The organism is Fibrella musci (genome assembly GCF_041321105.1).
Taxonomy (GTDB): Bacteria; Bacteroidota; Bacteroidia; order Cytophagales; family Spirosomataceae; genus Fibrella; species Fibrella musci.
Window position 1 is genome coordinate 33,685 of record NZ_JBGGWD010000009.1, and the last position, 24,274, is coordinate 57,958.

The window sequence follows — 24,274 nt, forward strand, 5'->3', positions numbered from 1 at the left end:
CCGACTGGTCCGTGATCGGAGGCCAGTCGTCTAGAGCTTTTTTATCCGGGCGTTCCGGGTTTCAAGCAGCTCGACGCATTGCAGCGCCGCCGCCGTCAGCAGCGCCGGTTCATTGAGGATCGCTTCATCGCCGCCGACAAAGCAGTTCTTTACGATCACTTTCCCCGCCTCGATGATGGCCGGGAGCTTCGACATGGCGTGGCCGAGTTCGCGGTCATTCGGCTTGCGGATGTAGGCAACGACGGCGTCTTCAATCTCCTCGTCGTCGGCCGTAGGCGCTTTGTAGGGGTCGTACTTGACGGGCTTGCGTTCGACCGAAATCTGATGAACCTCGCCGTACTTTTCTTTGAGTTGCTCGACCGTCAGGTCGTTGGGTTGCTGCTTAGGCATTGGATTTAACTTATTGGGGTGTGGAAACGAACTGTTTAAACGGCGTTTAAACGCCAGGCACTAGACCTCGAAGTGAGGCATGTCAATGAATTTCTCGTCGCTGGTCTGACCGTCTTGGTCCCAATCGGCTCCCCAGGTCACGGCTGGAAAGGCTTCCCGGATGATGGTGGCCACGCGCTGATAATTACGCTCCGACCAATCCATTTTGCCTTCCTTATCCACGAAGCCCACGTCGAAGGCCCGACTCGCCGGTTGGCCATTGGCGTCGACGGCACCGTGATTGCTGGTGCCGGGCTGCTTTTTGGTGATGATCCGCTTGGCCTCGTCGGCATCGAGCAGGTACAGGCCCGCCGCTTCGCGCAGCTTGTTGATTTGGGCCTGAGACTTGCGGCCCTGAGCGTAGTAGGCTTCCTGCACGGCCAGGCTCCGAAACGTCTCGACCAGGATCAGTCGAGGCGCTTCGGGATACCGTTTCGGATAGTGTTCACTGACGTACTTCCATACCGTTTGAAGGAGGGGTACGCACTGTTTGATGTCGCGTGAAACGCCCATTAGGAGTTCGGATTTTTCCAGAACCAGACTAAGGCGATGACTCGCTTAGCGAAGTCAATCGGATCGCCTTCAGCCTGTTTGGCTGCCGTGATGACGGCGTTGATGATTCGGTTCGCACAGTGGCCAGCCAGGTAAGAAAGGCCAGTGGCCAGCCATTGCGGGCAACCGGTTTCCAGGAGGCCCATCCCTACCAGCGATGCCCCGGCGAACCCGGAGATGATGTTACTGACGCGGTGCCAGAAGCCGAAGCCCAGACCAGCATCCTGACGTGATGCCAGGACGCTGGCCAATAGGCTGAAGAAAATCACGGAAATCTGCTTCGGCTCAAGCGCGTCCCACGCCTTCTCGATTAACAGCATCGTCCGCTTGAGGATCAGTGCATCCGGATAGAGCATGACCGCGCTGGCGACAATGCTGAAGATGATTAAAGGCAGGTTCGATGAATCGAACGATTTCCAGAATTTTCTCATAATTACACGTCGTACTTCATTTGCAGGAAGATGAAGGGCAAGTCGACCTCCATGAAGGTCTTGCCCTGCTCGATGGCCTTCTCGACGTCGGTGAACTCCATACCGAGGATGTTGTCGACCACCGTGCGGCCGTCTTCGGCCTCGTAGCTGATCGAGCAGGTCAGACCCCGGTAATCATTCAGGTCTTTGTTGGGCGCTTTCTGGATCAGGCGTTCGAGCGTGTTCTGGAGCACCTTCACGCTACCCTCGTTGGACTTGTTGCCGCGCTGGATCGAGAGGGGATTATTGCCCTTACCGTACACGAAGCCCTTCTCCTGATTGGTCTTGTAGCTGATGCCCTGGCACTCCACGATGATGTCGCTGCCGATCTGCACCGTCACGCTCGACCAAGAGTATTGTTCACTATTAAATTGTGGCATGATCGTTAGGCGTTAGGGTTGTAGAAACCAAGAGTTACGACGATGTCGCGCGCCAGGCCGAGGGGCGTCACGCGGCACGTAACCTCCAGTTTAGAGAGTGCCAGGATGTCCTGAGCCGGATCGATGAAGGTGGTGACCCCACTGATCTCGCTCTCGCCGTTGGTGATCATACCCAGGCTAATGGCCCGGTCGAGCTTACCCTGAAGGTTCTTCACCCAGGTCGCGGGAATCTTACCGGTCTCGGTGTCGACAGGTACGTTGTCGAGCAGTTCAGGCAACAGGTTCGTGTACAGCAGCCGGGCGACTTTATCCGCCACGCGGCCATTGGCCAGGCTGTTGAAGTCGTCAGTATCGGCGCAAGCCATGTGGTCACCCACCCAATAATACCCGGCTTGATTCGGGTACTTCCGGAGGAAGATGTACCCCTTCTGATCGAGCGTAACGGCCTGTGTGCTGTTGGCCTTCACGGCAATGTTATTGGTCGTGTAAGCTTCCGAGATTGGCAGCGAACCATTTCGGAATCGGCCAAGATTCTGGTGGACTGGTATGGCAGCAATGCTCCCCAGGGCCAATCCCATTGCCGCGTTACGACCCGCCCGGTTGGTGCCAACTACCACACCCACGCGGTTAAACGTGTGGGTCTTAAGGTTTCGCAGGTTGGCCAGCGCAGGGTCGAGAAACTTACCGTCGAGCAGAATCCGGCACGGTCGATGTAGCGTGTTTTGCGCTTCCGCCCAGGCGAACGCCTCATCCATACCCGCCAGCGTATCAGGGTGAAGCCCTTCGGTCAGGGTCGGCGTTTCGGCTTCCAACAACCGGCTAACCCCGATGACATTGAGCCGCCCTTCAGCCGCCTCCATCAACGTAGTGATGGTCGTGCCGGTAAATAAGTCAGCCAGCGAAACGGTAGGATCAACAATCATCACCCACAACTCAGCCCCCTCACCAGCAGCAAGGAAAAAGTCTTGCACCTGTTGTTGCCAGTAGAGACCATAGGAAGTTTGGACGACGCGGGTCGGGTTGACGATGTCAAAGTAGTCATCCATCGAGCGGACCATGAACGGCGCGCGGGGCGTCCCGTTCAGCACCAGACCCACCACGCGATCATCTGCGAAAGCGATCCGGCCGAGACCTCCATTCTGGAGGTTAATAAGTACGTCAGGCAGTGCCATGTGTGTGCGATTAGTTGGTTAAGCATTGGACCGGCTCAGCCGAGCCGGTCCAATAGCGACCTCATGAAACCCCTTTATTAAGCCGATGCGGCTTCGACAACCGCGCCGATGCCTTTGCCGTCAGCACGCAGACCGCGACCGCCGAACATCAGCAGGAAGCTGTACACGTCGCCGTACATGGTGGGATCGTTCAGGCGCTCGAACATCTTCACGTCACCCATTGCGCGGGCTACACATGAGGGATGCCAGAAGAGTGCGCCCGCGTTTTCGTCAGTGGCAACCACCGACGACGGTGACTTCACCACCGGCGTGGCGTCGTTGCTGAAGCGCAGCACCGTATCACGCATGAAGATGTCGAACCCGGCCACCCGGCCGACGATACCAGCCGCCAGATCGGCGTATTTGACGAAGTTGACGGCCAGGTCTTTGTCCTGAAGCAGGGCGTCGATCTGATCCGGATAAAGCAGGCACTTGCGATTAGCCGCAGGCACTTTATCCTTATCGAATTTCACCTTCATCGCAAACATGGTCGACTTATCGAACGCCTTCCGGTTGCCCGTAGCGCCGGTAATGGCTGACGACCTCGCCGCGCCAGTGGTGCGGATGATGTTGTTGGCGTTCAGGTTGGCGACCCAACGTGAGAGCAGGTTTTCAGCCCCTTTCTCTTTGATGTTGGCCATGTCGTTCGAGATGATCGACTGGCGCTTATCATACGAGAGCTGAATGACGTCGATGTTGCGGATCAGGACGGGGTCGCTGGTCAGCTCATCGATCACATACGTGGTCTCGGTGTCGGTACGCTCCGAGATAGTCGCGGGCAGCGACGTGCGGTTAACCGACACGCCTGACGGGCTTCCCGCCTGTGCCAGGTGGACGACCTTGCCCTCCAGCACGAACTCGTCATGAGGAGTCGCATGCTGCATAAACTCGTTGTCCTTGTAGAAATTCTCTACAAGCTGGGCAACCCAGATTTCCGGCTGTAATGCCATGATTATGTTACGGTGTGGTGTGGTGTGGTACGCGTACTAGGCACTGGAGGTGATCGCAGAAGCAGCCAAGGCTACACCTGCACGTTGGTTGGCTTTACGCCATGCGCGGCTTCATACAGCCGCTCGAACGTGGGGCGGTCGGTCTGAGCCAGCTTCATTAGCCCACCCGATTTGTCGAGTTCGTGAAACCGCTTTTTGTCAGCTTCCCGTGTAGCGTCATCTCCCTGAGCAGCAGCACCGCCGTTTGCGGCCAGCGCGACCAGGTCTTTGGGTTTGGGGAGTGCCTCCAGAGCCAGCTTGGCGTTGGCATGGTCGGCCGCGAACAGATTCATGTAAATCGGCTTCTGTTCAGCCGTGATGCGTTTCTCGACGTGAGCCTGATCGACTAAGGTTTTCGCTTCCAGTTCGAGCGTCTCCTTTTGCGTTTTCAGCAGCTTGTCGTGCTCAATTTTCAGGGCATCGTAGCCCGCCGCTTTCGCGGCCATGTTGAGGACGTCGGTGTCACTGGCAGTCGCAGCCAGGCCGAGCGCCGTCAGGACGGTGGCAAGTTCCATTGTGGTTGTTTGGGATTGTGTGCGTGTGGATGTGGCCGGGGGCCGATACTTGTTGAGCAGGGCCGAGAGCTGCATTTCGCCCAGCGGTTCACCAGCCTGGTCGTACAATTGAAGGGCGTTGCTGTTGCTGCCCACGTCGACAATGCTGATCTCCTGAAGTCGCCATTTGGTGACGACGGGACACTGAAGCGCGTCGTCCCAAGCGGACTCGATTACCACCAGGCCGATGCTGGCCGCGCGTAGGAACCCGCGCTCTACTTTGCCGCCGATTTCTTTGCCGCCTCCTTCGGATGTATCATCCAGGTCGAACACTTCATCGACGTACAGCTTGCCGTCTTCCCACCGTAGATTTTCCCATTTACCAATGACCTTTCCACGCTGGTGCATGTACAGCATGATGGGGTTGCGTTCAAACGCTTCGGTGTCCGCGCCACTTTGGAGGACGCGGAAGCCGTGTGAGTTGACTGATTCGTCACTGACGCAGAAGGCCATTGGTAATAGGGAATGAACGGTGTGGATGGGTACGGAAAGCCCGCTAACTGACCCAAAGTTTGGGCGCGGTTCGGCCCACGCCAACCGGGTCGAGTAGCCCTTCCGGAGTAAGCATCAGCGACTCCGTAGGCGCTCCGAAATGGGCGACTATCCCTACCCATGCGAGTGGCCGATCGTCTGTCTAATGGGCAATTTTGACCCATATCCCACCGACGAATCAATGACTAGTGCCCAACTCCAGGAGGCTGGAAAACTGCTCTACATGCTCGATGTGTCCGGGCAGAAGATTGCCTCGACGCTCGGCGTGAGCGAAACCACCGTATCGAATTGGGTGAAGAGAAACGGCTGGCGGGAAGAGCGCGCCGAGGGCCGTGCCCTGAAGCAAAGCCTCGAAAATGGCCTCCTAGAGGTCATCGAGTACGCCGTCGACGTGCTCCGGGAACACGTTAAGACCAACCGCTCGGCGGGTACGTTTCAGCCGCTCGACAAAGGGCAGGTCGATGCCCTGTCGAAGATGTACGCTCAGATCAAAGGGAAAGACATGGCCTATGCCGCCGTCGTCAACCTGGTCAAAGAGATCATTCAGTTTGTGGCCGCACAGAACCCGGACCTGGCGCGTGAGCTGGTGCCCTACACCAACGAGTTTTTAGCCACCCAAGCCGCCGAATGAGCCAGCTAACTGCCAAAGACAAAAAGGCGCTGGCTGAGTATCACAGCGCCGCCCTGGTCATTCAGACCGCGCAGCCCGGAGCCGATCCGAAGGAGTCCACCGCCGACCGCCAAAAGCGGATCGCCATGCTCCTGGCACCTGGTAACTTCGAGGCGTTCTGTTGGTACTATTGTCCCAACTACATGACCGACCGCAAGACCAAAAAGCGGGTGCGGTTCGGTTGGTTTCACAACAAAGCGGCCGAGTTGATCATCAACGACCCGGACATCTTTGCCGCCCTGGAGTGGCCACGCGGCCATGCCAAATCGGTCTTCGCCAACGTCTTTATCGTCCTATATCTGTTGGCGAAGGGTGAACTCGACGGCGTGATCGTGGCCAGCCAGAACGAGAAGAAAGCCACCCAACTCCTGATCGATATTCAGGTTCAGCTCGAAGGCAACGCCAAGTTTATCGCGGACTTCGGTGAGCAGAAGACGCACGGCGATTGGGCCGAGGGTAGCTTCAGCACCAAAGCCGGGATCGGCTTCTGGGCGTATGGTCGTGGCCAGTCACCGCGTGGCACCCGGAAAGGCGAACGCCGCCCCAACCTGATCATCTGTGACGACATCGATGATAAGGAGATTTGCAAGAATCAGGAGCGCGTCGAGGAGGCCGTTGCCTGGGTGCGTGAGGATTTGATGGGGTGCTTCGACGGGACGCAAGGCCGGTTCCTACTGGTGGGCAACCGCATCCACCAGGCGAGTATCCTGGCGCACCTGGTCGGCGACGTCGAGGAGGATGATCCGGTCAACCCGGCCGTGACCCGCGTCAAGGTCTACGCCCTGGAAGACCCGAAGACCCACGCCGAAGATCAGAGCGAAGAGGGTAAACCCGCCTGGCCGTCGCGGTTCACCCGCAAAAAGCTGGAGAAGCAGTTCGAGAAAATTGGCTACCGATCTGCTCAGCGCGAATACTTCCACAAGCACATTGTCGAGGGCAAGGTCTTCAAACGGGACTGGCTGTTCTACGCGCCCATGCCCGACCTGTCTGTCTATCAGAGCATCGTCGTGTACGTCGATCCGAGCTTCAAGGCTACGAAGAAAAGCGACTTCAAGGCCATCGTCGCGGTGGGCAAAGTGGGCAAGTATTACGACATCCTTGATCTATGGGTACGTCAGGCCACCCGCACGGCGATGGTGCAGGCGCACTATGACATGGATGCCCGGCTGAAGGAGAAAGGCGCGAAGCTGATCGATCACTGGATGGAAGCCAACTTCCTGCAAGACCTGATCATGGAGGACTACACCGAGCACTCCATCACGGCCGGGTTCATGCTGCCGGTGCGCGAAGACAAACGCGACAAGCCCGACAAGTACGCCCGGATCGAGGGCACCTCGCCGCTGTTTGAGCGCAAGGTCGTCCGCATCAACGAAGCCCTCAAACGTGACCCGGATCACCGGGCCTTTACCGATCAGCTCCTCAACTTCCCCACTGGCCACGACGACGGCCCGGATGCCTGGGAGGGAGCCGTGTTCAAGACCAACGAAAAAAACCGCACGTCGGCCGGTGCTGTCTATGGCTCCTACCGGCGTAACACCCGCTACTAATATGTTTCTGACCCGTCAAGACCTATCGGCCTCGCTCTACCCCGAAATCGCCGGAGCCATTGCCAACTATTCCGAGACCATCATCCGGATGCAACTCGCCAGGGCTGAAGGTGAGATCGAGACGTACCTGGCCAACCGGTATTTGATCCGGCCGGAACTGGAAAAGGTCGGCGAAGCGCGACACGAATTTCTGCTCGGCCTGGCGCGCGATCTGGCGATCTACCACCTGTACGCTCTTCAGGAAACAATCCCGGAGCACCGGGAGAAACGCTACGATCAGGCCATCGCCATCCTACGCCTGATCCAGAAAGGGGAGAGCGCCTTGCCTGGCGTCCCGATGGTTCCGACCGAGCTACCCGCCGAGGGTGCAGGGGCCATTGCGTGGGGTTCGGGCAAGAAACGCGTCCAACTCTCCGACGTGCTTTAACCCCTACCCCGTTTAAGTGCCGTTTAAAACGCCCGACAACAGGCAAACGGTACACAACTAGTCCAAGTACCCACCCGCTAATCAATCGCCGCCCTGTCGGCCTGTTTTGAAAAATGGCCAAGAACCGTAACAAAGCGAAGCAAAAGCCAGCCGCCGTCGCCAATACCAAGCAGATCGTCGTTAACGATTTCGGGATTCAGCTTCGGACACTCGACCGCACCCCGAAAGATTTAGGGCGCTGGAAAGCCGCGCTCCAGTCGGCAGAAAGCATACTCAGCCCCAACCGGAAGTTGCTGTATGATCTCTACGACGACATCACGCTCGACGGCCACCTGACCTCAGTCATGGAACAGCGTCGCCTGGCGATCACGACCTCGGCGCTGCTCTTCCAGAAGGACGGCAAACCCAACGAGCAGATCAACGCCCTGATCAACAGTCTGGGCTTTCTGGCGCTGCTCGGTCACATCATCGACAGTGTGGCGTATGGGTATAGCCTGATCCGGGCTGACTTCACCGCGCCCAGAGGCCCGGCCGTCGACTTGGTTCCGCGCGCGCACGTGGTGCCGCAGTTCGGGATCGTGGTCGAACAGCCCGGCTCCTTCGACGGCACCGACTACACGCAGCCCCCGTACACCAACCTGTACCTGGGCGTGGGCAACCCCGACGACCTGGGCAAGCTGCTTAAGGCCGCGCCGCTGGTGCTGCTCAAGCGGGGCAACGTCTCCGACTGGAGCAGCTTTAACGAGATTTTCGGGCAACCCCACCGCAAGTACACCTACTCATCCATCGAGCAGAAAGCGCAACTTGAGCGGATGGCCAATGAGCAGGGCCGCGCAGGCTACTCGATCATTCCGGAAGGCGCTAACATGGAGGTGATGGGCAACTACCAGACCGCATCGGCCACCACGTACAGCATGGCCATCGATCACTTTGACAAGGAGCTAAGCAAGCTGTTTGTAGGGCAGACCATGACCACAGACTCAGGATCGTCATTAAGCCAGTCGGAGGTTCACGAGCGCGTGGGTGACCGTGTGGGCATGTCCGATCGCCAGTTCGTGATCCTGGTACTGGAAAGCCTTGTTAAACCCATGCTTATCGCGCAGGGCATTCCGGCCGATGGAAACTTCCAGTTTGCCGACGAAGAGGAAAGCGTTGCCTGGAAGGATCGCCTCGACGGCGATTTGAAGATTCACAAGGAAGTCGGCCCACTGACGCAGGAGTATTTCGCCGAAGAGTATCACGTCGAATTTGACAAGACGGCAAAGAAGAAGGAGCCAGGCAAGGGCCAGCAAGGGGAAGACGATCCCGAAGAAGAGGACGCGGCTGAGCAGCCCAACAAGAAGGAGAAGCCAGCGAAGGGCAAGCAGGAAAACAGCGCGCCGAGCTTCGAGGAGCTGAAGGCCAGAGCAACCGACTGGTTTAGAAAGGTGTTCGGCTCTGATCCGTTTGCAAATTTTCGCTAGGCCCCGATGAGCTGAGCCAGCTTAGCTCATTCGGGGCCGACCTCCACACGCTGTACTTGGGGCATCATTTGCACCTGGCCGCTGGTGAGAATGAGTTGCCGCGCTTTCTCAATATCAAGAAGCTGGTACGGGCCGCGCTGAAGAACCTGTTTGACGGCTTCGAGGGATTGGTCGAGCCGAATCTATTCCGGCTCACTTTCGACGCCCTCGACCATGCCATCACGGCCGGTTTCGGCAAGGTGAAAACCGGCGATCCGAATTGGGACTTCGTGCAACAGCTACGCAAATCAGCCGCCTGGTTTGCTGCCCGCAAGACGTACCGCCAACGGATCGATCTGGCCGCGCTCCTGGCCGACGACAAAGGCAAGCTCCGCACCTGGAAGCAATTCCAGGAAGCCGCCCAACCCGTCGCCGGTGCCTACAATCAGACGTGGCTCCAGGTCGAGTATAACACGGCCGTCAATAGCGCCTATAACGCCAGCCGGTGGAAAGCCTTCGAGGCCGAGGTCGACGTGTACCCCAACCTCATCTATACGCCGTCGCGCGCGGCCACGCCCAGAGATGAGCATAAGCCCTTCTACCACGTGGTGCGGCCGGTGGATGACGACTTCTGGGTGCATCACTTCCCGCCCTCGGAGTATAACTGCATGTGCGGCGTCGAGCAGACCGACGATGAGGTGACCGACGTACCGGGCAAAGCGCCAAAGGCCGCGCCTGGTCTCGATCACAACGTGGGCAAAACCGGTGAGCTATTCTCGAAAACCCACCCATACAGCGACAGCCTGACCGACAAGGAGCGCAAGGCCATCGATGAGGAAGGTGAAAAGCTGATGGACGATGAACAATGACAAGTTGTTCGCGGCCCTGGCTGGTCGGATCAGCAACTACATCGAGAACCACGCGCGAACGGTGGTTCGGGTCGAGGGCACCAAGCACTTTAAAGAGTCCTTCCGGAACGAAGGTTTCACCGACGAAACGCTCGAAAAGTGGCCCGACATCACCAATGCCCGCAAGGATCAGAAGCGGAAGAAAAACGGCAACCTTCCGCCGATCCTGACCGACACCGGCAAGTTGGGCAACAGCATCACGGCGCGCAATGACGGCGATGAGGACGTGGTCTTTAGCAGCGACCGGCCGTATGCGAAGCGCCACAACGAGGGCGACAATGTCATGCCGCAACGTCAATTTATGGGGCCATCGAAAGCCCTCGACGACAAGATCGTCGCCAAGTTCGACCGTGACTTCCAGCGTATTTTAAACAACAGTTAAATGCTATCCACCTACCTCTTGCTCGGCAACGCCTGTTTAGACGTGCCGGGTCTCAAATGGGTCGACCTCGACAAAGGTCAGCTCGACAACCCGGACAAGTTCAACTCGTTGATCCCGCCCGCCCTGCTTATTGGCCAGACCGATCTCACCTGGAGCCAACTAGCAGGCCGCAATCAACTCGGCAAGGGCACCGTCACCACGAAGACGGTGCTCACCCTGCCCACCGCCACCCACATCAGTCACCCCACCGCTCAGGATAACCTGGCGAAGCTGACCATCGCGGATCGGGTGCGCGCCACGATCCTGAGTGTGCCCGGCGTGATGAGTCGGCTCACTACGAGAGAGTATTCATCTGGTTCGTTCTTCGTCGTGGAGGAAACCTTCGAGGTTGCCTTCAAGTCAGGCCCGTCGTATAACTACGTCTCCCTGACTCCGCACGTCACCGCGTTTATGTCCACCTCCACCAATCCACCCACCGCGTGAAAACCACACCCAAATGGGGCTTCGGCCTCGTGGCCACTCTACTCAGCCTAGCCAGCTATATCCTGATTGCCGGTTGCCTGTCGGGCTGTACATCGCTCTATAACCGAGCGAAAGCCCGCTTTCAAACCACGCACGTCGACACCACCTACCAGCTTATCACGGTGGCCGTACCAGCCGACTCGACCAGTCTAGTCGTGCCCACCGCGACGACGCCACTGACGCAAAAACAGACGCAAGGCCGAGCCACCGTCACGATCATCCGGGAGCCAACCAACACGACCGTCTTGGCCGATTGCGCTGGAGCCGAAAAAGACACGCTGGTCATGGTCAAAACCGTCACTGAGAAATGGGGCGTCGATCCAAAATACCAGGAGCTGGCTGAGCAGTATCATCAGCAAGCCGATAACAACCGTCGTCGGGCCAACAAGTTTATGTGGATCGCCATTGGCCTGGGTTTACTTCTATTGGCTGGGCTGTTCTTTTTGGGCCGCTACCTACTAAGGCACTATTACCAGCTCCAGTCGCCTTTCGTCAAACGCGTCAAACCCGACCCTAACGATGTGCCAACAGCAACAAACGAGTGAATTCGTTTTCTTTCCTGGTAACGCCTGGACGCTGGCGCTTCGCTTCAAATGGGGCATTCCCGACGACGTGACGGCCGGTGTATACCACCGCTACTCACCGGCCGAGGAGGAGGAGAGCCTTCGGCCTACCAAAGAGGCACCGCAGGAAGGCACCGGCGACGTGACGTTCACCTTTTCGGCTGAGCAGACCGCCACCATCGAAACCGGCGTGTACATCCTCAAAGTGTTCTGGCGCGGGCTGTTCCGGATCAGTAGCCCACTGACACCGTCGATGTGGGCCGACGCACCCCGTCGAACGTCCTGGCTAGTCGACGCCGACGTGACGGCTTTAGTCAATACTGACATCGCCCAAGCGTCAGCCACCCGGATCGCAGCTCAGACCAGCGCCGAGGAAGCCAACATCGCCCTCCAGAACGCGGAGCTTCAGGCCAGCCTGGCGCAACAGGCCGCACTCCTTGCCCAATCAATCGCCGCCAGCCTGAACATCGGCTTCGGCAACGCGCCGACCATTCAGGCGGTACGGGAAATTCCCGTCGAGCGGACCACCCTGTTTGTCGTGGCCAGCGACGTGGAAGGCGACGAGACCGACGTGTGGTGCATCAAACAACCGGACGGCCGCTGCCTGAAATTCTTAACTCAATTGCTTTAATTTTTCAATCTATCCACCCAATGACGAAGTACATCAAATTGCTTTTCTGCCTGTGCATTAGTGTGCAATGCCTGGCTCAATTCGGCAACGAAACGCCTGACGGGCTGATCACCTACCGGAGCCGAACAACCACCGTGACGCAGCCGATCCCAACCACCGCCTGGGTGGGCAACCGGCTTGCGCTTAAACTGGATTTGTTGTCGTTTAACAACTACCTGAGTACGCAGAACGGATTGAATAACTCGTTTCAGACGCAGCTCAACACCACCAGCGCCAACCTGCTCGGTCACGCCAACAACATCCTAAATCCGCACGGTGTGACAAAGGCGCAAGTCGGTTTGCCGCTGGTGCCCAACGTGGACGCCACTCAACGGGCCAACCACACCGGCACTCAGCCCGCCAGCACCATCGACGGGCTTAAGCCCGTGGCTACGTCGGGAGTCTACGCCGACCTGACGGGAAAGCCGACAAACGTCAGCGTATTCGCCAACGACGCGAGTTATGCCACCATCTTTCAGATGGGCACGAAAGCGGATACGGCAAAGGTGAGCGACATCAGCCGGGTACTTCTGCCCCAGGTAAACAGCATTGCGGCGCTCCAGACCCGGACCGAGTTGTACATCTATTACGACGGCTCCACCTGGGAACGCATTCCCACCGGCGCGCTCAGCACCACCATCGGCCAGGGTTACATGAGCACAGCCCCCAACGGCCTGTACTGCTACAAACGGCGTGTCGCAAACAACGTCTTTGCGCCCGAAATTTTCGGCGCAAAGGGTGATAATAGCACCAACGACCTGGCCGCTCTAAACCGATGCCTGGCTTACATCGAGGCGATTGGTGGCGGCACCTTGCAGGGACCAGTTAATACGACGTATGCCTATGGTGGCACTAACGGGTATCTGATCGCAGGCAGCAATACGACGATCAGCGGTGCCTACTTCCGATCCCTGCCCAACACGAGTAACAACATGCTTCGCACCCGCGCAGGAGTAAGCGGTACTGGACGCACGTCCTTCCTGACGATCCGAAACACAACGTTTGATAGGGGCGTCAATGGTGGCGTGGGCAATGAGAACCACACCCTCTTTTTCCGGGCTTGCGACAACGTAACCCTGAGCTACGTAACCTTTTACACCCCGGCCAACATATCCAAATATGCCGCCAGTTTTGCGAATTATACCAACGTGGTGGCTGAGCACATCAGAGGCAAGACCGGAAGCGACTGTCTGCACTTCACGGGTCCGGGCAAAAACGCGTTTGTGCATGACGTGATCGGCGAGTTTGGCGACGACATTGTCGGAGTTACTACGCAGGATTATGATCTGTTAAACGACTCGAAAGGCACTATCGATGGGTTTTATGTGGACGGCGTAGTTGGCCTTAACAACACCAGAGCACTCACGTTTGGGGTCGTTTCGGATACCCTCCGTAACGTCATAGTCCGGAACGTCATTCAGCGGGCTGTCGGCATTCCCGCCGTGACCACCGGTGACGGTGCCTACACGACGGGCCGCATTGACGACCTGGCCATCGAGGACGCCGTTGGCTCGATCCAGATTCGCCACCAGAACATTGGCAAGGTGCATATTGCCCGCGCCACAGCGAAGGGAAACGTGGTGCTGGCCGCGCGGGATAGCCGCGATCCGGGCCTCGGCGGCGGGAACGTGTACGGTACGTGCCACATTGAACAGCTTTTTGTCTCAGACATTGCCAGTCTGACGGGTGCGGCCGACAACCTGGTGGTGGTTGATACGGATGCGACCGTCGACAATCTGATCATCAACAGCCCGCGCGTCACTGAGCGCGGTGTCCTGGGCATGTCAGCCCTGTCGAGCCGTATCCGACAACTGGCCATCAACAACGCGCGCCTTACCCTTCGCGTACCAATGGCCGGACTGTATGGGCGCGTCGACCAGATGACGCTTAACAACGTAGTCACCAACACGGTGGTCACTACCGTACCCGTTATCAACGCTCCAGGCAGCACGACAGTCGGCACCATCAATGTGCGGAACAGCGATTTTACGGGCCTTGATTACAGCACCGCCGCACTGGTCGAGGGACCAGGATCGGTAAGCGTCATTAACGTCGACGGCTCGACCTGTAACACGATGAAGCGGCTTTTTGAGTCGACCGCTGGCACATCGGTAACCACCACGCTGAACCTGTCGAACTTGACGCTGAACGGCATGAACCGCATCGTACAGTCGAACGCTAACGTCCGGGTCAACTACACCAATCTCACCCTGAATGGCACGCAGAACAACCCCTTTTACGTGTTTGGCGGTGCCTCACTCATCATCAAAGGGAGCGGATGGACTGGTTGGAACAACTCGGCCGTCGTGCGCTCCGGTTCGGAGGTGATCAACGCCGTGACGCTCGATCTGCCTATCGATCCTGCCATCGTGGCCACGACAGCCGGTAACTCGTTCGTAGCGACGGCCAACGCGGTAAACGTACCCACCGGCCCGGTTGTCGCGGACGGCACAAGCTGGATCAGCCCAGCCACCCAGCCTCGTGTATTGGCGACGGTGTCAGGGATCAGCGGCACCACGACGGGCGTGACCACGATCTACACGGTGCCCTCGACCCGATTGGCAGTGATTACCGAGATTGTGATCCGGGCTAACGTCAGCACCGCCATCACCGCTCCAGCGACGGTCGAGGTGGGGCAGGACAACAGCACCAACGACCAGTTTGCGTCGCAAACTCTGACCGGCCTGACGTTTCAGGAAGGCACCTACACCCTGACGCCAATCGCGGCCCGGCGTTGGATCAACAGTGGCAAGCCTCTCAAGCTGAACATCACCGGCCCCGCACAGGGAACGACTCAGACCTGGAGTGTCGACGTTAAAGGTTATTTACGCTAAACGCCACCCTATCCACCATGAATCCACTGCCCAAATGCTTTCGGATGTCGAGAAAATTCTACGGCATCCTGATCCTGGCTCAAAAGGGGCTGGTTGCGCCGATCCTGGCCTCGTTGACCACCGCGCCCACCTGGGTAACTCAGTCGCTGCTTTGCGCCCAGGCGCTCATTTTAGTGGCCATTGAACTGAGCGAACTCAACGAGGCGTAGCTTTGTCCCGATTTGTTCATTCAAATCATCTCATGTATTGAAAAAGCCCGTCAGCATTGCCGACGGGCTTTTTTGTCAAACAACTTATACTAATGAACGTTAACGCTGTTTGGCCAGCGCGACGTAATCTTCGAGCCACCGTTTATCCCGCAGGTACGTATCGGGATAACATTTGGCGATCTTCTTTTTGTCGAGATAATAGTGATAGCCCGACAGTGAGTTCAAACAGGCGATCCGCTCCGAGTCATTCATGGCCTCCCACAACCGTTGCGTCCGGGCCTTCTTAACCTTCTTGTTGTAGGCTTCCCAAAAGACCTCGAAGCTCAGATCGGGCGGGATCACATTCACTTTAAAGGCGTTCGGATATTGCGTGAGAAACGCCTGAAACTGCATGTGCGACATGGGTAACATCTGCTTAAACCAGTCGAGTTGCATATCCGAAAGCTCGGCCTGATTACTGAACTCGCGCAACTCATCGCGACCGCCATACTTGAGGATCACCTTCCCCACATACCTGTCACTCGACAGGGCGTAGATTTTCGTGATCATGCCTGTAAGGTTTGTTGAGTGGCCACAGTCGACTCGCGCTGGCGGTAGTGGCCGCGCTGCCAAACGATTTTCTGCACGGTGTCCAACGACAGGAAAAACTCCATTGCCAGGTCAGCCACGATGATCTCGTTGCGAAACCCTTTGTCATGCCGCGAAAAGTATTTAGAGCGGATTGCCTCGTTGCGCTGGTGGAGACGCAGTTGTTGAGGTGTCATTGATTGTGTGCTGAGTAAAAAGAGTAGTACAATTAACCACACAACAACGTAATTCCCTAATGCTTTCATGTGTAAATACTTGATTTATAGTTCGGTATAACTCGTCAGTTTGCTTTGCATGTTGGCCCAAATCTGGCCCCAAACGTCGTTTTGATGATCAAGGGCTTTTTTCAGCCGCCTTTGCTCGATCCACAGATAGACCATCAATAATCCGTAGATCACCAGCGCGATGCCGATGCCTATTATAGCTAAGTAGATCATGGCGTTTTGTCTGAATGATAGCTGTCATAAGGGCCGTACTTGCGCTGATCTCGTGCCCGATAGAGATAACCACCGAGAAAGCCCATCATAAAGGCACCGGCGAGGGTGAGAATGCTAATTAGTATCATTGTTGCTGATCGTTTAAGATGCGTTTAACTGCTTTGTCAATTCCCCATTTATGCCACTTCTCCATTGCCGTGACGGCTTTGGTCAGCGTCTTGTAGTCGAGTTCATGGAGCTTCAGTTTGAAGCATCTGACCAGGAAGCTATTCACTGCGTCGAAGTCCTTTTGTTGGAACGTGTATTCCTCCATTGGCGGCAGTTCGGCGATGTCGCGGTATAGCCCGTAAATCTTGGCCCGCATTTTCTTGATCGACTTGCTGATCGGGCCTTCCAGGCGTTTGATGGCCTTATCCATCTCGTGGAAGGTCAGCTCGGCGCTGGTGCGGGTACGTTCCCCGCTGACCAGATACACGAGTTCCTCCTTCTCATCTTTCTCCAGCTTGCACTGTTGGATGAGTTGATGAAAGCGGTTGTTCTGCCAGAGGGTGCGCGGTTCGTTGGGGTTATTTTTCATCCTGCTTTTTCATTAGTTCATGAATGGTCGTAGCCCCTTTTTCAATGATGTAGCTCAGGAAATTGAAGGTGGTATAATCCCATTCATTCCGATGGATGACGCTGGCAAGTTTGCCGACTCCCTCGCACAGTTTCATAAAGGCACTTTCCACAGACACGTCGTGGTAAATCACTTTGAAACGCTTCTCGATGAGCCATTCCATTTTGTTGTCGCCTTTGACAAACTCCTCTGCAATCTGGATCGCCACCGTAGTTACCTGCACCAGTTCGGCAACGATCTCATCGATCTGCTTTTCTTCTAGCATGGCTTTGGCCGCTTCGCCTAGCTCTTCTTGTAGAATAAGCAGCCAGACAAAAAGTGGCTGATCCTGATGGCCCCACTTCTGAATTTGCCGGGCGCGCTCGGCCCGGATCATACTGATAATTTGCTCTTTCATGGGTATAAGGGTTTGCAAACGTGAGCAGATTCCGCGCCGTAGAGCGGGTTAGACAGCTTGATCGGCAAGGCGATCAGCAGGGTGTGACCACAGCGCACACAGCGCATTAGGGTCACGGTTTGAGTTGGTTTGTTCTTCAGGATCATCTCGTTGTTTGATAAGAGCGACGGGAGCTGATGCCCCCGTCGCGGTAAAACCTACACCATCTGATTGGGTGCGTTCTTCGTAACGGTCACCGTGTAGCTGGAGCCTGACACGAAGAAGCCGTCGTCGGCACTGTTGAGGCTCATTGCGCCGAGTAGATCGGTCGGCCGACCGTCGACGGCCTGAAGACTGCCCAGGTGCGCCGAGCCGCCGTCGACGTGGTTTACCTGAAACGTACCCGTTTTTGAGGGCTGAGAAACGGTTCCCGTTGTGGCGGGAGCCGTCTCTGGAGTAGCGGCCGGAGCCGGTGGAGGTGTTTGCTGCTTAGCCATGTGGCTGAACTGGTTTAGAATCTGGCACTATTGCCATTGCGGCGGGTGGGGAGTCGAACCCCAAAGACCATCCCCGCCGTCGCGTCACGCGCCCGTTACTCGTCTTTCACTCCGAGTCGATGCTTCCAGTAGTCGGCTGTTGGATTAGGTTTTTCAGCCTTGATTCCTATCAGTTGCCTGTTACCCTTCGATGTCAAATGCCATTTGTAGCAGTGGGGGCATTTGTAGTGGCGATTGGGCTTACTGTTCCCGTGCTGCTCCTGATAGTTCACAGCCGCGTTTATAGCTTCCTGTGCGTTGCTGTACGCAATCTTTTTTGCACAAGGCTTACGCTTCATAACTTGACCTCGTACTCGACAGAGCGGACCACCGTGACGCCGACTTCAGTGAGGGCTTTGGCTAACGCTTCGTCGGTCTCCATCGACTCGCGCATTTGGGCCAGGTTCAATTTGACGCCCACGTACCGCTTTGGTATGGCCTTCACCAGCTTAGCGACTTGAGCGTCGGAAGGCTTCTTTTCCGAGTCAGCCAGGACTAGTTTGGGGCTGCTAAACTTGGCTTTCAACGTACCCACCCGGTTGGCGGCATCCGGATCGAGCACGATCCACTCGCCATCGATGAACTGATCGGCATACGGCTCGACCATCTGAATGATCTCGGCCTTTGTCGCCTCAAGCTCTTTTTTCATCGTCTCAACTTGCCGATCCATGAGGATTTTAGAGGCGTTCCGGGAGTTATAATCGGCGATCTTTTCAGCCAGCTTTCTGAGTTGTGCTTTGCTTGGATTCATGGTCAGTTTTGAGATTGGTTGTTCATCAGATTCATACCACCGGCACTCGCATTGATAGACTCGACCACCGTGTTGACGGTCCGAGTGAAGTTGCACATCTGGCTTGACCGACCGATCCACACCTGGTCTTTCTGGCAGTTGTGGCCCATCACCACAAATTGGTCGAAGCCAGCGTCCTTAAACAGCTTCGTCACATCCTTGCCGAGCTTTTCTAATTTTTCGTATTCAGTCATTGGGGTATTGGTTAGTTGATTGGTTGAAAGCCTGTTTCGATTTCGATTTGCCGGAGCCGGGCGTTGATCCGGCCTCGGAGTTGCTCTTTACCGACGATCTCGACGCCGTCGCCGTTGCCGTTTTTGTCGTAGCGTGTGACACGGTACTGGCCGTCTTGCCGCTTCGAGACGACCAGTCGATAGACGGCCGAAGGGCCATACGAATCACCTGAGAGCGCGGGCCTTGCGCCGTCGACCAGTTTTGCAGGATGTACGAAGGGGACACTGGTAAGCCACTCGACCACCCCGGCCAGATCAGCATCTGGCGCAGGGTAGTAGTAGGCTGTTTGCGTTTGGCCCTCGACCTCTTCCCATCTGAATAGGATTTGCCGGTTGCCCTTCAATACGATCTGCCTAGTCAGCACGGCCGGAGTCGCTAACGCCGCGACGGGCGAGGGCTGCATTTTCTTCGGCGACTATCGAGTTAACTGGCCGGAGCGGGCCAACCCCGCCCCATATGGCGCGGGTCTGCTCGTGCTCAGCCTCGATCTTCATCTGATCGAGTCGGGCTGTAGCGTAGTTGGTGAAATAGGACTGATGACCGAGAAACTCTTCCAGCCCTGACCGATCCAACTGATCGATGTGCCCAAGCAGAAGCTCGTGGCCAACTGGCGGAATGTAGGCCCGATACTGATCCGGCATCAATTGAAATTCGTAAGCCTTGCTACCCATCTCAACTATTACCTTTTTGAGGGCTTCTACGTCGATCATTACAGGTTGCTCAGAGAGGCGCTCGATCAACTGGTGGGCGACGTCCTGAGTCATGCCGTAACTGGCTGCCTGTAGGCAGTTGAGGCCCGGATTCAGCAGGATCGCACCCATATCCTGGCGCGTTTGCTCCAGCGCGGCCATAACGACGCGTACTTCGATGTCAGTTTGCAGTTTTAGCGTTTTCATTGGGATTGGATTGGGGAGTTACTCGTTATCGTCTTTGTGCGCCAGGCCCGCGTTGATGGGCCTGTCATGCACTTTATAGCGTCCTTGAAATACCGCGTCGACCAGGTTGACGAAGGCGTCGATGTCGCGTAGTTTCCACTGTGCACCGTTCGCGTATCGTCCGAAGTAGCGGTAGATGATGATCACGCCGTCGTTGGTTTTCACCCTACTGATCTCTTCCCGGCTGTGTGCCAGCATGTAAGTCCAGCGCGTCACTTTTACAGGCGGTTGGCCTTTGGTGCGATTGACTTCCTCCTTGAGGTAGACCTTCACCTTGAAGCGGTTAGTAGCCATTGCGCGACAGAGCCAGACGTTCACGCTTGACAATCCGTTTCACGCGACGCAGATCGTCCACGACCTGGATATACTTCTTCGTTTTGCCTGTTTGACTCTTCTCATCAGGCACCTCGATTGACCGCTGCTCTGGCTTGCACTCGTCCCATACCCGTCCGATCGCTGATGTGTCAGCCAAGCCGTTTGCCTGGCAAATGGCCACCACATCATTGTACTGTGCGCCAACTAATTCGATGTAAGTGCGTCCGAGACGGCTGTCGATCTCGTCATATCCTTTGTGGGCGCGCTTTACACCCGCCTGGATATGCCGCTTCAGAAACTCGGTTCCGGCCACCACCAGGCCGATCTCATCTTCGAGCCGGTTGTAGAGCACAATGAGGAACCGGAGCGCCGCTGGCCGCAGCTTATCGGCCTCATCGAGCACTAGCAGTGGTCGGCCGTCCTTTGCTTTGCGCTTGAAAAACTTTACCACCCCATCAGTCAGGGCGTCGACGTTCATATCGGCCCGCGTAGCCACGCCCAGGGTTTCGCTCAGCTTGAAAAGAAACGGCCGCTTGTGCCATTCTTCGCACTGGAGCACGAACACCATGCCCTCCTGATCGTTGGCCTTGTAGTGATTGATCGAGGCGGTTTTGCCCGATCCCGCCTTCTCCGAGATCGCCATGAACATGGCCTCGTTTTGAGCGTCCGACAGTACCTGACTAACAATCTGAGTGTTCAGCGTTTTGGCGATTGCCCACTCGGCGGCATGAATGGCCACCCCCAGGGCGCTGGCCACGCGTAGCCACATCGTGTCCGATATTTCGTGCCACAACGTTGAGTCCATCATCGCCCGGCTGAGCGTTGATGTAGATGCGCCGGTTTTGGTGGCGACTTTCGACCAGCTTCCGAGAGTTTGGTACTCCCGTTTGACGGCCGCTTGAATGGTTGATTTTTGTTCGTTCGTAATCATCTCGATGTATTGTTAAGCGTACTAGTAAGCGTTTAAACGCCGTTTAAACGGCGGCGGCAAGGGTCTCTAAACGGGTACTAACCGCGTCGAGCACTTTGCGAAACCAGCTCAAATCGGCGCGGTATTCTTCGGCCACTTGCTTGAAATTGTTACCCCGGAGCTTCTCTTCGTAGAGCATGATCCGGGCTTCAAGGAGCTGCTTTGCCGCCTCCAGTTGGGCCGCGTCCAACGTGTCGATGGCATCGATGCCGTGCGCTCGTAGGATTTTGTACAGTTGCACGAATTGGTCATCACTTCCTGTGGTTTGCATGTGTGTATTTGGGTTTAAAAGTTGCTAGCTAATACTGCCCTCGTGCCAGGGCATTGGCGTCGAACGTGGCGATCTCGATCGGGATCGGGTCAGGCGTTTTCTTTCGATACCGAGCTTCCATCTGAGCCGAAACCAGGTCGATCCGTTGGCTGCTTTCGGCAGCTTCACGCAGGGCTTTCGGGTTTCGCGGTCCCAGCGAATCGTATATTCTACCTCTGTAGATTAGAACACTGATAATATACAAAACTCAATAAAAGCACTGATTAAATAAAGAATTATCTTTATTTAATCAGTGCTTTTATTGAGTGTATAAATTGAGATTGTCTAGATATAGCCTTTAGACATTGCGTACAGGTAACCAGGTATGATAATCAAGCACTCTCAAAAGCGCCCGTAGGATGGCTAAAATGGCTCAGGTGAGCACTATATCGTTTTTGAGGCGTTCGTAGCGTGGTGAAGAATTTAAACGGGTTCTAAACGCAAGAGCGCTGTATATTGTAAACAGTACTTGTACTGATAATTATATCATGACGTGTAACACGCTATGGCACCACGCATGATTGCGACGTGGACAATGAAGTTAGGTTTTGATTTATTTCCCGATGGGACCGCTTGGAGTTCGTCAAACTAGCCAGCTATGCTGGCTGCGTAAACGATTCCTGGGTTACTGCCGTAACCGGCGCGTATGCCTCCCAGGCTGACACGGCACTCCCTGCCGCCTTACTCTTTATATTCTTTGCTGCGTTTATGTCCCGGTCGTGCGTGGTGCCACAACTCGGACAGACCCACGCCCGAACAGCTAACGTCAGGTCAGTGTTGCGGTAGCCGCAGGTAGAACAATCCTGCGAAGTATACCGGGCACTAACCCTCTCTAGGGTTCGCCCGTACCACTTGGCCTTATAGGTCAGCATCTGCGTGAGGCTGTACCATCCCGCATCAGAAATAGCTTTGGCCAACTGGTGGTTGGCCAGCATGTTTTGAATCCTCAACGACTCAATCGCAATCGCTTGGTTCTCGCGAATCAGCCGGGTCGTTAGCTTATGCTGAAAGTCTTTGCGGGTATTGGCTACCCGTTGGTGGTGACGGGCTAGTTTCTGCACCGCCTTCTTGCGGTTATTGCCACCCTTCTTTTTGCGGCTGACTGACCGCTGTAGGCGTTTTAGTTTACGCTCGGCTTTGTAGAAGTGTTTAGGGTTGACAATGGTCTCGCCTTCGGAAGTGACTAGTAGCGACTTGATGCCTACGTCAATACCAATGTGTTTATTAATGAGGGGTAGGGGTTCGATGTTGGTTTCTACCACCAATGAGACGTACCAGCCGTCTATACACTCCCGAACCGTCGCTCGTTTGATTTTACCCAGGCAAGGCTGTGAATTACGATAGCGCACCTTGCCCAACTTGGGCAATTGAACATGGGTCGCGTCGATCTTAACATCCTGCTTGAAGGTAAAAGACTGATACTCTCCTTTACGGGCAAATTGGGGAAAGCCTTTTCCGTGCTTAAAAAAATTATCATAAGCAGTGAATACCCGGTCAGTCACGTCAATTCGAGTTGCGGAGTAAACCGACTCCATCCAGGAAAAATCTTTGACTAGAACAGTCAACTCCTTTTGAATTTCGTACTTACCTATATTGACTCGACACTGCTCCCAGAGAGTCTTCTTATAGTCCAGCGTCAGGTTATAAATATATCGACACGCGCCTAGCCACTGGCCCAACGTCTGTTGTTGGGCGCGGGTGGGCCGGAGCTTGTAGCGGTATGTCTTGACCTGGAGCATGGCCTTTTACTTGGTTATCGTGTCTTCAAACCGTGCCAACTGAGCGGGATCTACCTCGCACAGGGCCGCCCCTAGGGTGTAGTGCAGTGTGGAGAGGGCCTCCATCGTTACCTCGCTTTCTGTGGCGTGGTCAATTACAAAGCGGCTCACGAGCATCAGGCTTTTCAACAGGGCCAAGTGGGTGGTGAGGGGAGCCAGCCCGGTGGGCTGCACCTCGATAATGATCTTTTCGTTCTCAAAGCGTACCATCTCGAATAGGTGTTTACAGGGTGAGTAAAGCACACGGCGGGGGCAGGACGCCCCTTACCGTGTGGACTCGTTCAACCAATCATCTCAAGTAACAAGGAGGTAGCTACGCTTGAGGTAGCAAGTCGTGAGCGGCCAGAGCTTCCAGGACCAGCGGGTCGATGTGGGACAATACCCGCGCCAGGGCAGCTTGCAGGTGAATCTCGCCCATCGTGGCGCTGTAGCCGTAATACTGCCGGAAATAGGGATTTTGCAGTGTCAGCACAATGTTCTGAAGCGTGTCCACCTGCTGTTGCAGGGTGGGCAGGGTTTGAGCCGCTGGCTCAAGGGGGCTTGTCGAAGTGGACAGCCGGGCGTAAGTTTGCATGGTCTTACTGCGATAAGTGGTTTGATGTCTGCCCCTTCGCTCTGTTCTGCCAAGATTGGAAGCGTTGGGGCTTTTTGTTGCCGTTTGACTCTGTAAAGGTAGTTATATATCGGATATATCCGATAAAAAGAAGCAAAAAACAGCAATTATTTTCTGTCAATAAAAATAGCACCACCGAGTGCTGCGGATATTTTGTCGAGTGTCTCGATAGTTAGGTTTTGCTTGCCACCCTCATATTCTCCTATGGTGCTTTGGGATAGACCCAATATCTCACCTAGCTCTTTTTGGGTCAATCCTTTCTGCTTACGCGCTTCGCGTATTAGTGCGCCCACCTTTGCTTTAATGTCCTCCATCCTTTTGGCTGTTCCACCGGCAAAGATAGCCCTCGGCCTGTGCGGGGCAAGGGTGGCTTATTGCCGTTGGCTAACTACCGACACTGGGCATTCGTGTCTTAACTAGTATGAGTAGACTTTACGATGTTTATTGATCGATTTCTTGTTTCTTTGTTACATAGCAAGGGGCCTGCATTGGATGCAGGCCCCCAACGTTCGCTCTTAGTGGCGG

37 protein-coding genes are annotated in these 24,274 nt (G+C 55.8%); 11 read left to right on the forward strand and 26 right to left on the reverse strand.

Annotated features, from left to right (window positions below; all coding sequences use genetic code 11):
- Nucleotides 1-30: 30 nt before the first annotated feature.
- The 7 genes from ACAW74_RS25700 to ACAW74_RS25730 all read right to left on the reverse strand — a co-directional run bounded on the left by ACAW74_RS25700 (nucleotide 31) and on the right by ACAW74_RS25730 (nucleotide 5,038).
- Nucleotides 31-390 carry a hypothetical protein gene (locus tag ACAW74_RS25700; RefSeq protein ID WP_370701134.1) on the reverse strand — a complete coding sequence of 120 codons (360 nt, stop codon included), beginning with the start codon at nucleotides 388-390 and terminating at the stop codon, nucleotides 31-33.
- Nucleotides 391-450: 60 nt separating this feature from the next.
- The gene (locus tag ACAW74_RS25705; protein ID WP_370701135.1) at nucleotides 451-942 is read right to left on the reverse strand and encodes a M15 family metallopeptidase domain-containing protein; all 492 of its coding nucleotides are present in this window, start codon (nucleotides 940-942) and stop codon (nucleotides 451-453) included.
- Nucleotides 942-1,412, reverse strand: coding sequence for a hypothetical protein (locus tag ACAW74_RS25710; RefSeq protein WP_370701136.1), 471 nt, complete (start codon nucleotides 1,410-1,412; stop codon nucleotides 942-944). The genes ACAW74_RS25705 and ACAW74_RS25710 overlap by 1 nt, the downstream gene beginning before the upstream one ends.
- A 2-nt stretch (nucleotides 1,413-1,414) precedes the next feature.
- Complete coding sequence (locus tag ACAW74_RS25715) at nucleotides 1,415-1,831, reverse strand: hypothetical protein (protein WP_370701137.1); 417 nt, start codon at nucleotides 1,829-1,831, stop codon at nucleotides 1,415-1,417.
- A gap of 5 nt (nucleotides 1,832-1,836) precedes the next feature.
- A complete protein-coding gene (locus ACAW74_RS25720) occupies nucleotides 1,837-3,003 on the reverse strand; it encodes a DUF2586 family protein (protein WP_370701138.1) in 1,167 nt (388 codons plus the stop codon).
- Between the two features lie 77 nt (nucleotides 3,004-3,080).
- Nucleotides 3,081-3,992 (reverse strand): major capsid protein, encoded by a 912-nt coding sequence (locus ACAW74_RS25725; protein WP_370701139.1) that lies wholly within the window; start codon nucleotides 3,990-3,992, stop codon nucleotides 3,081-3,083.
- Between the two features lie 71 nt (nucleotides 3,993-4,063).
- Nucleotides 4,064-5,038, reverse strand: coding sequence for an HK97 family phage prohead protease (locus ACAW74_RS25730; RefSeq protein WP_370701140.1), 975 nt, complete (start codon nucleotides 5,036-5,038; stop codon nucleotides 4,064-4,066).
- Nucleotides 5,039-5,258: 220 nt separating this feature from the next.
- Here ACAW74_RS25730 and ACAW74_RS25735 point away from each other — a divergent pair, with 220 nt between their 5' ends.
- The 11 genes from ACAW74_RS25735 to ACAW74_RS25785 all read left to right on the forward strand — a co-directional run bounded on the left by ACAW74_RS25735 (nucleotide 5,259) and on the right by ACAW74_RS25785 (nucleotide 15,251).
- Nucleotides 5,259-5,708, forward strand: a complete 450-nt coding sequence (locus ACAW74_RS25735) for a terminase gpP N-terminus-related DNA-binding protein (RefSeq protein ID WP_370701141.1) — start codon at nucleotides 5,259-5,261, stop codon at nucleotides 5,706-5,708.
- A complete protein-coding gene (locus ACAW74_RS25740) occupies nucleotides 5,705-7,294 on the forward strand; it encodes a hypothetical protein (RefSeq protein ID WP_370701142.1) in 1,590 nt (529 codons plus the stop codon). Before ACAW74_RS25735 ends, ACAW74_RS25740 begins: the two co-directional genes overlap by 4 nt.
- 1 nt (nucleotide 7,295) lies before the next feature.
- Entirely contained in the window at nucleotides 7,296-7,721 is a 426-nt protein-coding gene (locus ACAW74_RS25745; RefSeq protein WP_370701143.1) for a phage protein Gp36 family protein, read from the forward strand.
- A 113-nt stretch (nucleotides 7,722-7,834) separates the two neighbouring features.
- Entirely contained in the window at nucleotides 7,835-9,184 is a 1,350-nt protein-coding gene (locus ACAW74_RS25750; RefSeq protein WP_370701144.1) for a phage portal protein family protein, read from the forward strand.
- 56 nt (nucleotides 9,185-9,240) lie between these two features.
- Nucleotides 9,241-10,032, forward strand: coding sequence for a phage head morphogenesis protein (locus ACAW74_RS25755; RefSeq protein ID WP_370701145.1), 792 nt, complete (start codon nucleotides 9,241-9,243; stop codon nucleotides 10,030-10,032).
- Entirely contained in the window at nucleotides 10,022-10,453 is a 432-nt protein-coding gene (locus tag ACAW74_RS25760) for a phage virion morphogenesis protein (protein ID WP_370701146.1), read from the forward strand. The genes ACAW74_RS25755 and ACAW74_RS25760 overlap by 11 nt, the downstream gene beginning before the upstream one ends.
- Nucleotides 10,454-10,936, forward strand: a complete 483-nt coding sequence (locus ACAW74_RS25765) for a hypothetical protein (RefSeq protein WP_370701147.1) — start codon at nucleotides 10,454-10,456, stop codon at nucleotides 10,934-10,936.
- A complete protein-coding gene (locus ACAW74_RS25770; protein ID WP_370701148.1) occupies nucleotides 10,933-11,520 on the forward strand; it encodes a hypothetical protein in 588 nt (195 codons plus the stop codon). The genes ACAW74_RS25765 and ACAW74_RS25770 overlap by 4 nt, the downstream gene beginning before the upstream one ends.
- Nucleotides 11,495-12,169 carry a hypothetical protein gene (locus ACAW74_RS25775; protein ID WP_370701149.1) on the forward strand — a complete coding sequence of 225 codons (675 nt, stop codon included), beginning with the start codon at nucleotides 11,495-11,497 and terminating at the stop codon, nucleotides 12,167-12,169. The genes ACAW74_RS25770 and ACAW74_RS25775 overlap by 26 nt, the downstream gene beginning before the upstream one ends.
- 20 nt (nucleotides 12,170-12,189) lie before the next feature.
- The gene (locus ACAW74_RS25780) at nucleotides 12,190-15,042 is read left to right on the forward strand and encodes a hypothetical protein (protein ID WP_370701150.1); all 2,853 of its coding nucleotides are present in this window, start codon (nucleotides 12,190-12,192) and stop codon (nucleotides 15,040-15,042) included.
- Nucleotides 15,043-15,059: 17 nt separating this feature from the next.
- The gene (locus ACAW74_RS25785) at nucleotides 15,060-15,251 is read left to right on the forward strand and encodes a hypothetical protein (RefSeq protein WP_370701151.1); all 192 of its coding nucleotides are present in this window, start codon (nucleotides 15,060-15,062) and stop codon (nucleotides 15,249-15,251) included.
- Between the two features lie 99 nt (nucleotides 15,252-15,350).
- Here ACAW74_RS25785 and ACAW74_RS25790 read toward each other — a convergent pair whose 3' ends face one another.
- The 19 genes from ACAW74_RS25790 to ACAW74_RS25880 all read right to left on the reverse strand — a co-directional run bounded on the left by ACAW74_RS25790 (nucleotide 15,351) and on the right by ACAW74_RS25880 (nucleotide 24,063).
- Nucleotides 15,351-15,800, reverse strand: a complete 450-nt coding sequence (locus ACAW74_RS25790; protein ID WP_370701152.1) for an LvrA C-terminal domain-related protein — start codon at nucleotides 15,798-15,800, stop codon at nucleotides 15,351-15,353.
- On the reverse strand, nucleotides 15,797-16,015 hold the full coding sequence (locus tag ACAW74_RS25795; protein ID WP_370701153.1) for a hypothetical protein: 219 nt from the start codon (nucleotides 16,013-16,015) through the stop codon (nucleotides 15,797-15,799). The genes ACAW74_RS25790 and ACAW74_RS25795 overlap by 4 nt, the downstream gene beginning before the upstream one ends.
- 84 nt (nucleotides 16,016-16,099) lie before the next feature.
- Nucleotides 16,100-16,276, reverse strand: a complete 177-nt coding sequence (locus ACAW74_RS25800) for a hypothetical protein (RefSeq protein WP_370701154.1) — start codon at nucleotides 16,274-16,276, stop codon at nucleotides 16,100-16,102.
- Nucleotides 16,273-16,404: a hypothetical protein gene (locus ACAW74_RS25805; RefSeq protein ID WP_370701155.1), complete on the reverse strand. Its 132-nt coding sequence runs from the start codon at nucleotides 16,402-16,404 to the stop codon at nucleotides 16,273-16,275. The genes ACAW74_RS25800 and ACAW74_RS25805 overlap by 4 nt, the downstream gene beginning before the upstream one ends.
- Nucleotides 16,401-16,853: a hypothetical protein gene (locus ACAW74_RS25810; RefSeq protein WP_370701156.1), complete on the reverse strand. Its 453-nt coding sequence runs from the start codon at nucleotides 16,851-16,853 to the stop codon at nucleotides 16,401-16,403. Before ACAW74_RS25810 ends, ACAW74_RS25805 begins: the two co-directional genes overlap by 4 nt.
- On the reverse strand, nucleotides 16,843-17,289 hold the full coding sequence (locus tag ACAW74_RS25815) for a nucleoside triphosphate pyrophosphohydrolase family protein (RefSeq protein WP_370701157.1): 447 nt from the start codon (nucleotides 17,287-17,289) through the stop codon (nucleotides 16,843-16,845). Before ACAW74_RS25815 ends, ACAW74_RS25810 begins: the two co-directional genes overlap by 11 nt.
- Nucleotides 17,290-17,486: 197 nt before the next feature.
- Nucleotides 17,487-17,765: a hypothetical protein gene (locus ACAW74_RS25820; protein ID WP_370701158.1), complete on the reverse strand. Its 279-nt coding sequence runs from the start codon at nucleotides 17,763-17,765 to the stop codon at nucleotides 17,487-17,489.
- Nucleotides 17,766-18,099: 334 nt separating this feature from the next.
- A complete protein-coding gene (locus tag ACAW74_RS25825) occupies nucleotides 18,100-18,555 on the reverse strand; it encodes a hypothetical protein (protein ID WP_370701159.1) in 456 nt (151 codons plus the stop codon).
- Between the two features lie 2 nt (nucleotides 18,556-18,557).
- Nucleotides 18,558-18,788 carry a hypothetical protein gene (locus tag ACAW74_RS25830; protein ID WP_370701160.1) on the reverse strand — a complete coding sequence of 77 codons (231 nt, stop codon included), beginning with the start codon at nucleotides 18,786-18,788 and terminating at the stop codon, nucleotides 18,558-18,560.
- Between the two features lie 11 nt (nucleotides 18,789-18,799).
- Nucleotides 18,800-19,192 carry a hypothetical protein gene (locus ACAW74_RS25835; RefSeq protein WP_370701161.1) on the reverse strand — a complete coding sequence of 131 codons (393 nt, stop codon included), beginning with the start codon at nucleotides 19,190-19,192 and terminating at the stop codon, nucleotides 18,800-18,802.
- Nucleotides 19,182-19,724, reverse strand: a complete 543-nt coding sequence (locus ACAW74_RS25840; RefSeq protein WP_370701162.1) for a hypothetical protein — start codon at nucleotides 19,722-19,724, stop codon at nucleotides 19,182-19,184. Before ACAW74_RS25840 ends, ACAW74_RS25835 begins: the two co-directional genes overlap by 11 nt.
- A gap of 18 nt (nucleotides 19,725-19,742) precedes the next feature.
- On the reverse strand, nucleotides 19,743-20,057 hold the full coding sequence (locus ACAW74_RS25845) for a hypothetical protein (protein ID WP_370701163.1): 315 nt from the start codon (nucleotides 20,055-20,057) through the stop codon (nucleotides 19,743-19,745).
- Nucleotides 20,047-21,009, reverse strand: a complete 963-nt coding sequence (locus tag ACAW74_RS25850) for an ATP-binding protein (RefSeq protein WP_370701164.1) — start codon at nucleotides 21,007-21,009, stop codon at nucleotides 20,047-20,049. Before ACAW74_RS25850 ends, ACAW74_RS25845 begins: the two co-directional genes overlap by 11 nt.
- 43 nt (nucleotides 21,010-21,052) lie before the next feature.
- Nucleotides 21,053-21,319 carry a hypothetical protein gene (locus ACAW74_RS25855; RefSeq protein WP_370701165.1) on the reverse strand — a complete coding sequence of 89 codons (267 nt, stop codon included), beginning with the start codon at nucleotides 21,317-21,319 and terminating at the stop codon, nucleotides 21,053-21,055.
- 28 nt (nucleotides 21,320-21,347) lie between these two features.
- Nucleotides 21,348-21,563 carry a hypothetical protein gene (locus ACAW74_RS25860; protein WP_370701166.1) on the reverse strand — a complete coding sequence of 72 codons (216 nt, stop codon included), beginning with the start codon at nucleotides 21,561-21,563 and terminating at the stop codon, nucleotides 21,348-21,350.
- Between the two features lie 391 nt (nucleotides 21,564-21,954).
- The gene (locus tag ACAW74_RS25865) at nucleotides 21,955-23,097 is read right to left on the reverse strand and encodes an RNA-guided endonuclease InsQ/TnpB family protein (protein ID WP_370701167.1); all 1,143 of its coding nucleotides are present in this window, start codon (nucleotides 23,095-23,097) and stop codon (nucleotides 21,955-21,957) included.
- A gap of 6 nt (nucleotides 23,098-23,103) precedes the next feature.
- Entirely contained in the window at nucleotides 23,104-23,346 is a 243-nt protein-coding gene (locus ACAW74_RS25870; RefSeq protein ID WP_370701168.1) for a hypothetical protein, read from the reverse strand.
- A gap of 103 nt (nucleotides 23,347-23,449) precedes the next feature.
- On the reverse strand, nucleotides 23,450-23,710 hold the full coding sequence (locus tag ACAW74_RS25875) for a hypothetical protein (protein WP_370701169.1): 261 nt from the start codon (nucleotides 23,708-23,710) through the stop codon (nucleotides 23,450-23,452).
- A 146-nt stretch (nucleotides 23,711-23,856) separates the two neighbouring features.
- The gene (locus ACAW74_RS25880) at nucleotides 23,857-24,063 is read right to left on the reverse strand and encodes a helix-turn-helix domain-containing protein (protein WP_370701170.1); all 207 of its coding nucleotides are present in this window, start codon (nucleotides 24,061-24,063) and stop codon (nucleotides 23,857-23,859) included.
- Between the last annotated feature and the right edge of the window lie 211 nt (nucleotides 24,064-24,274).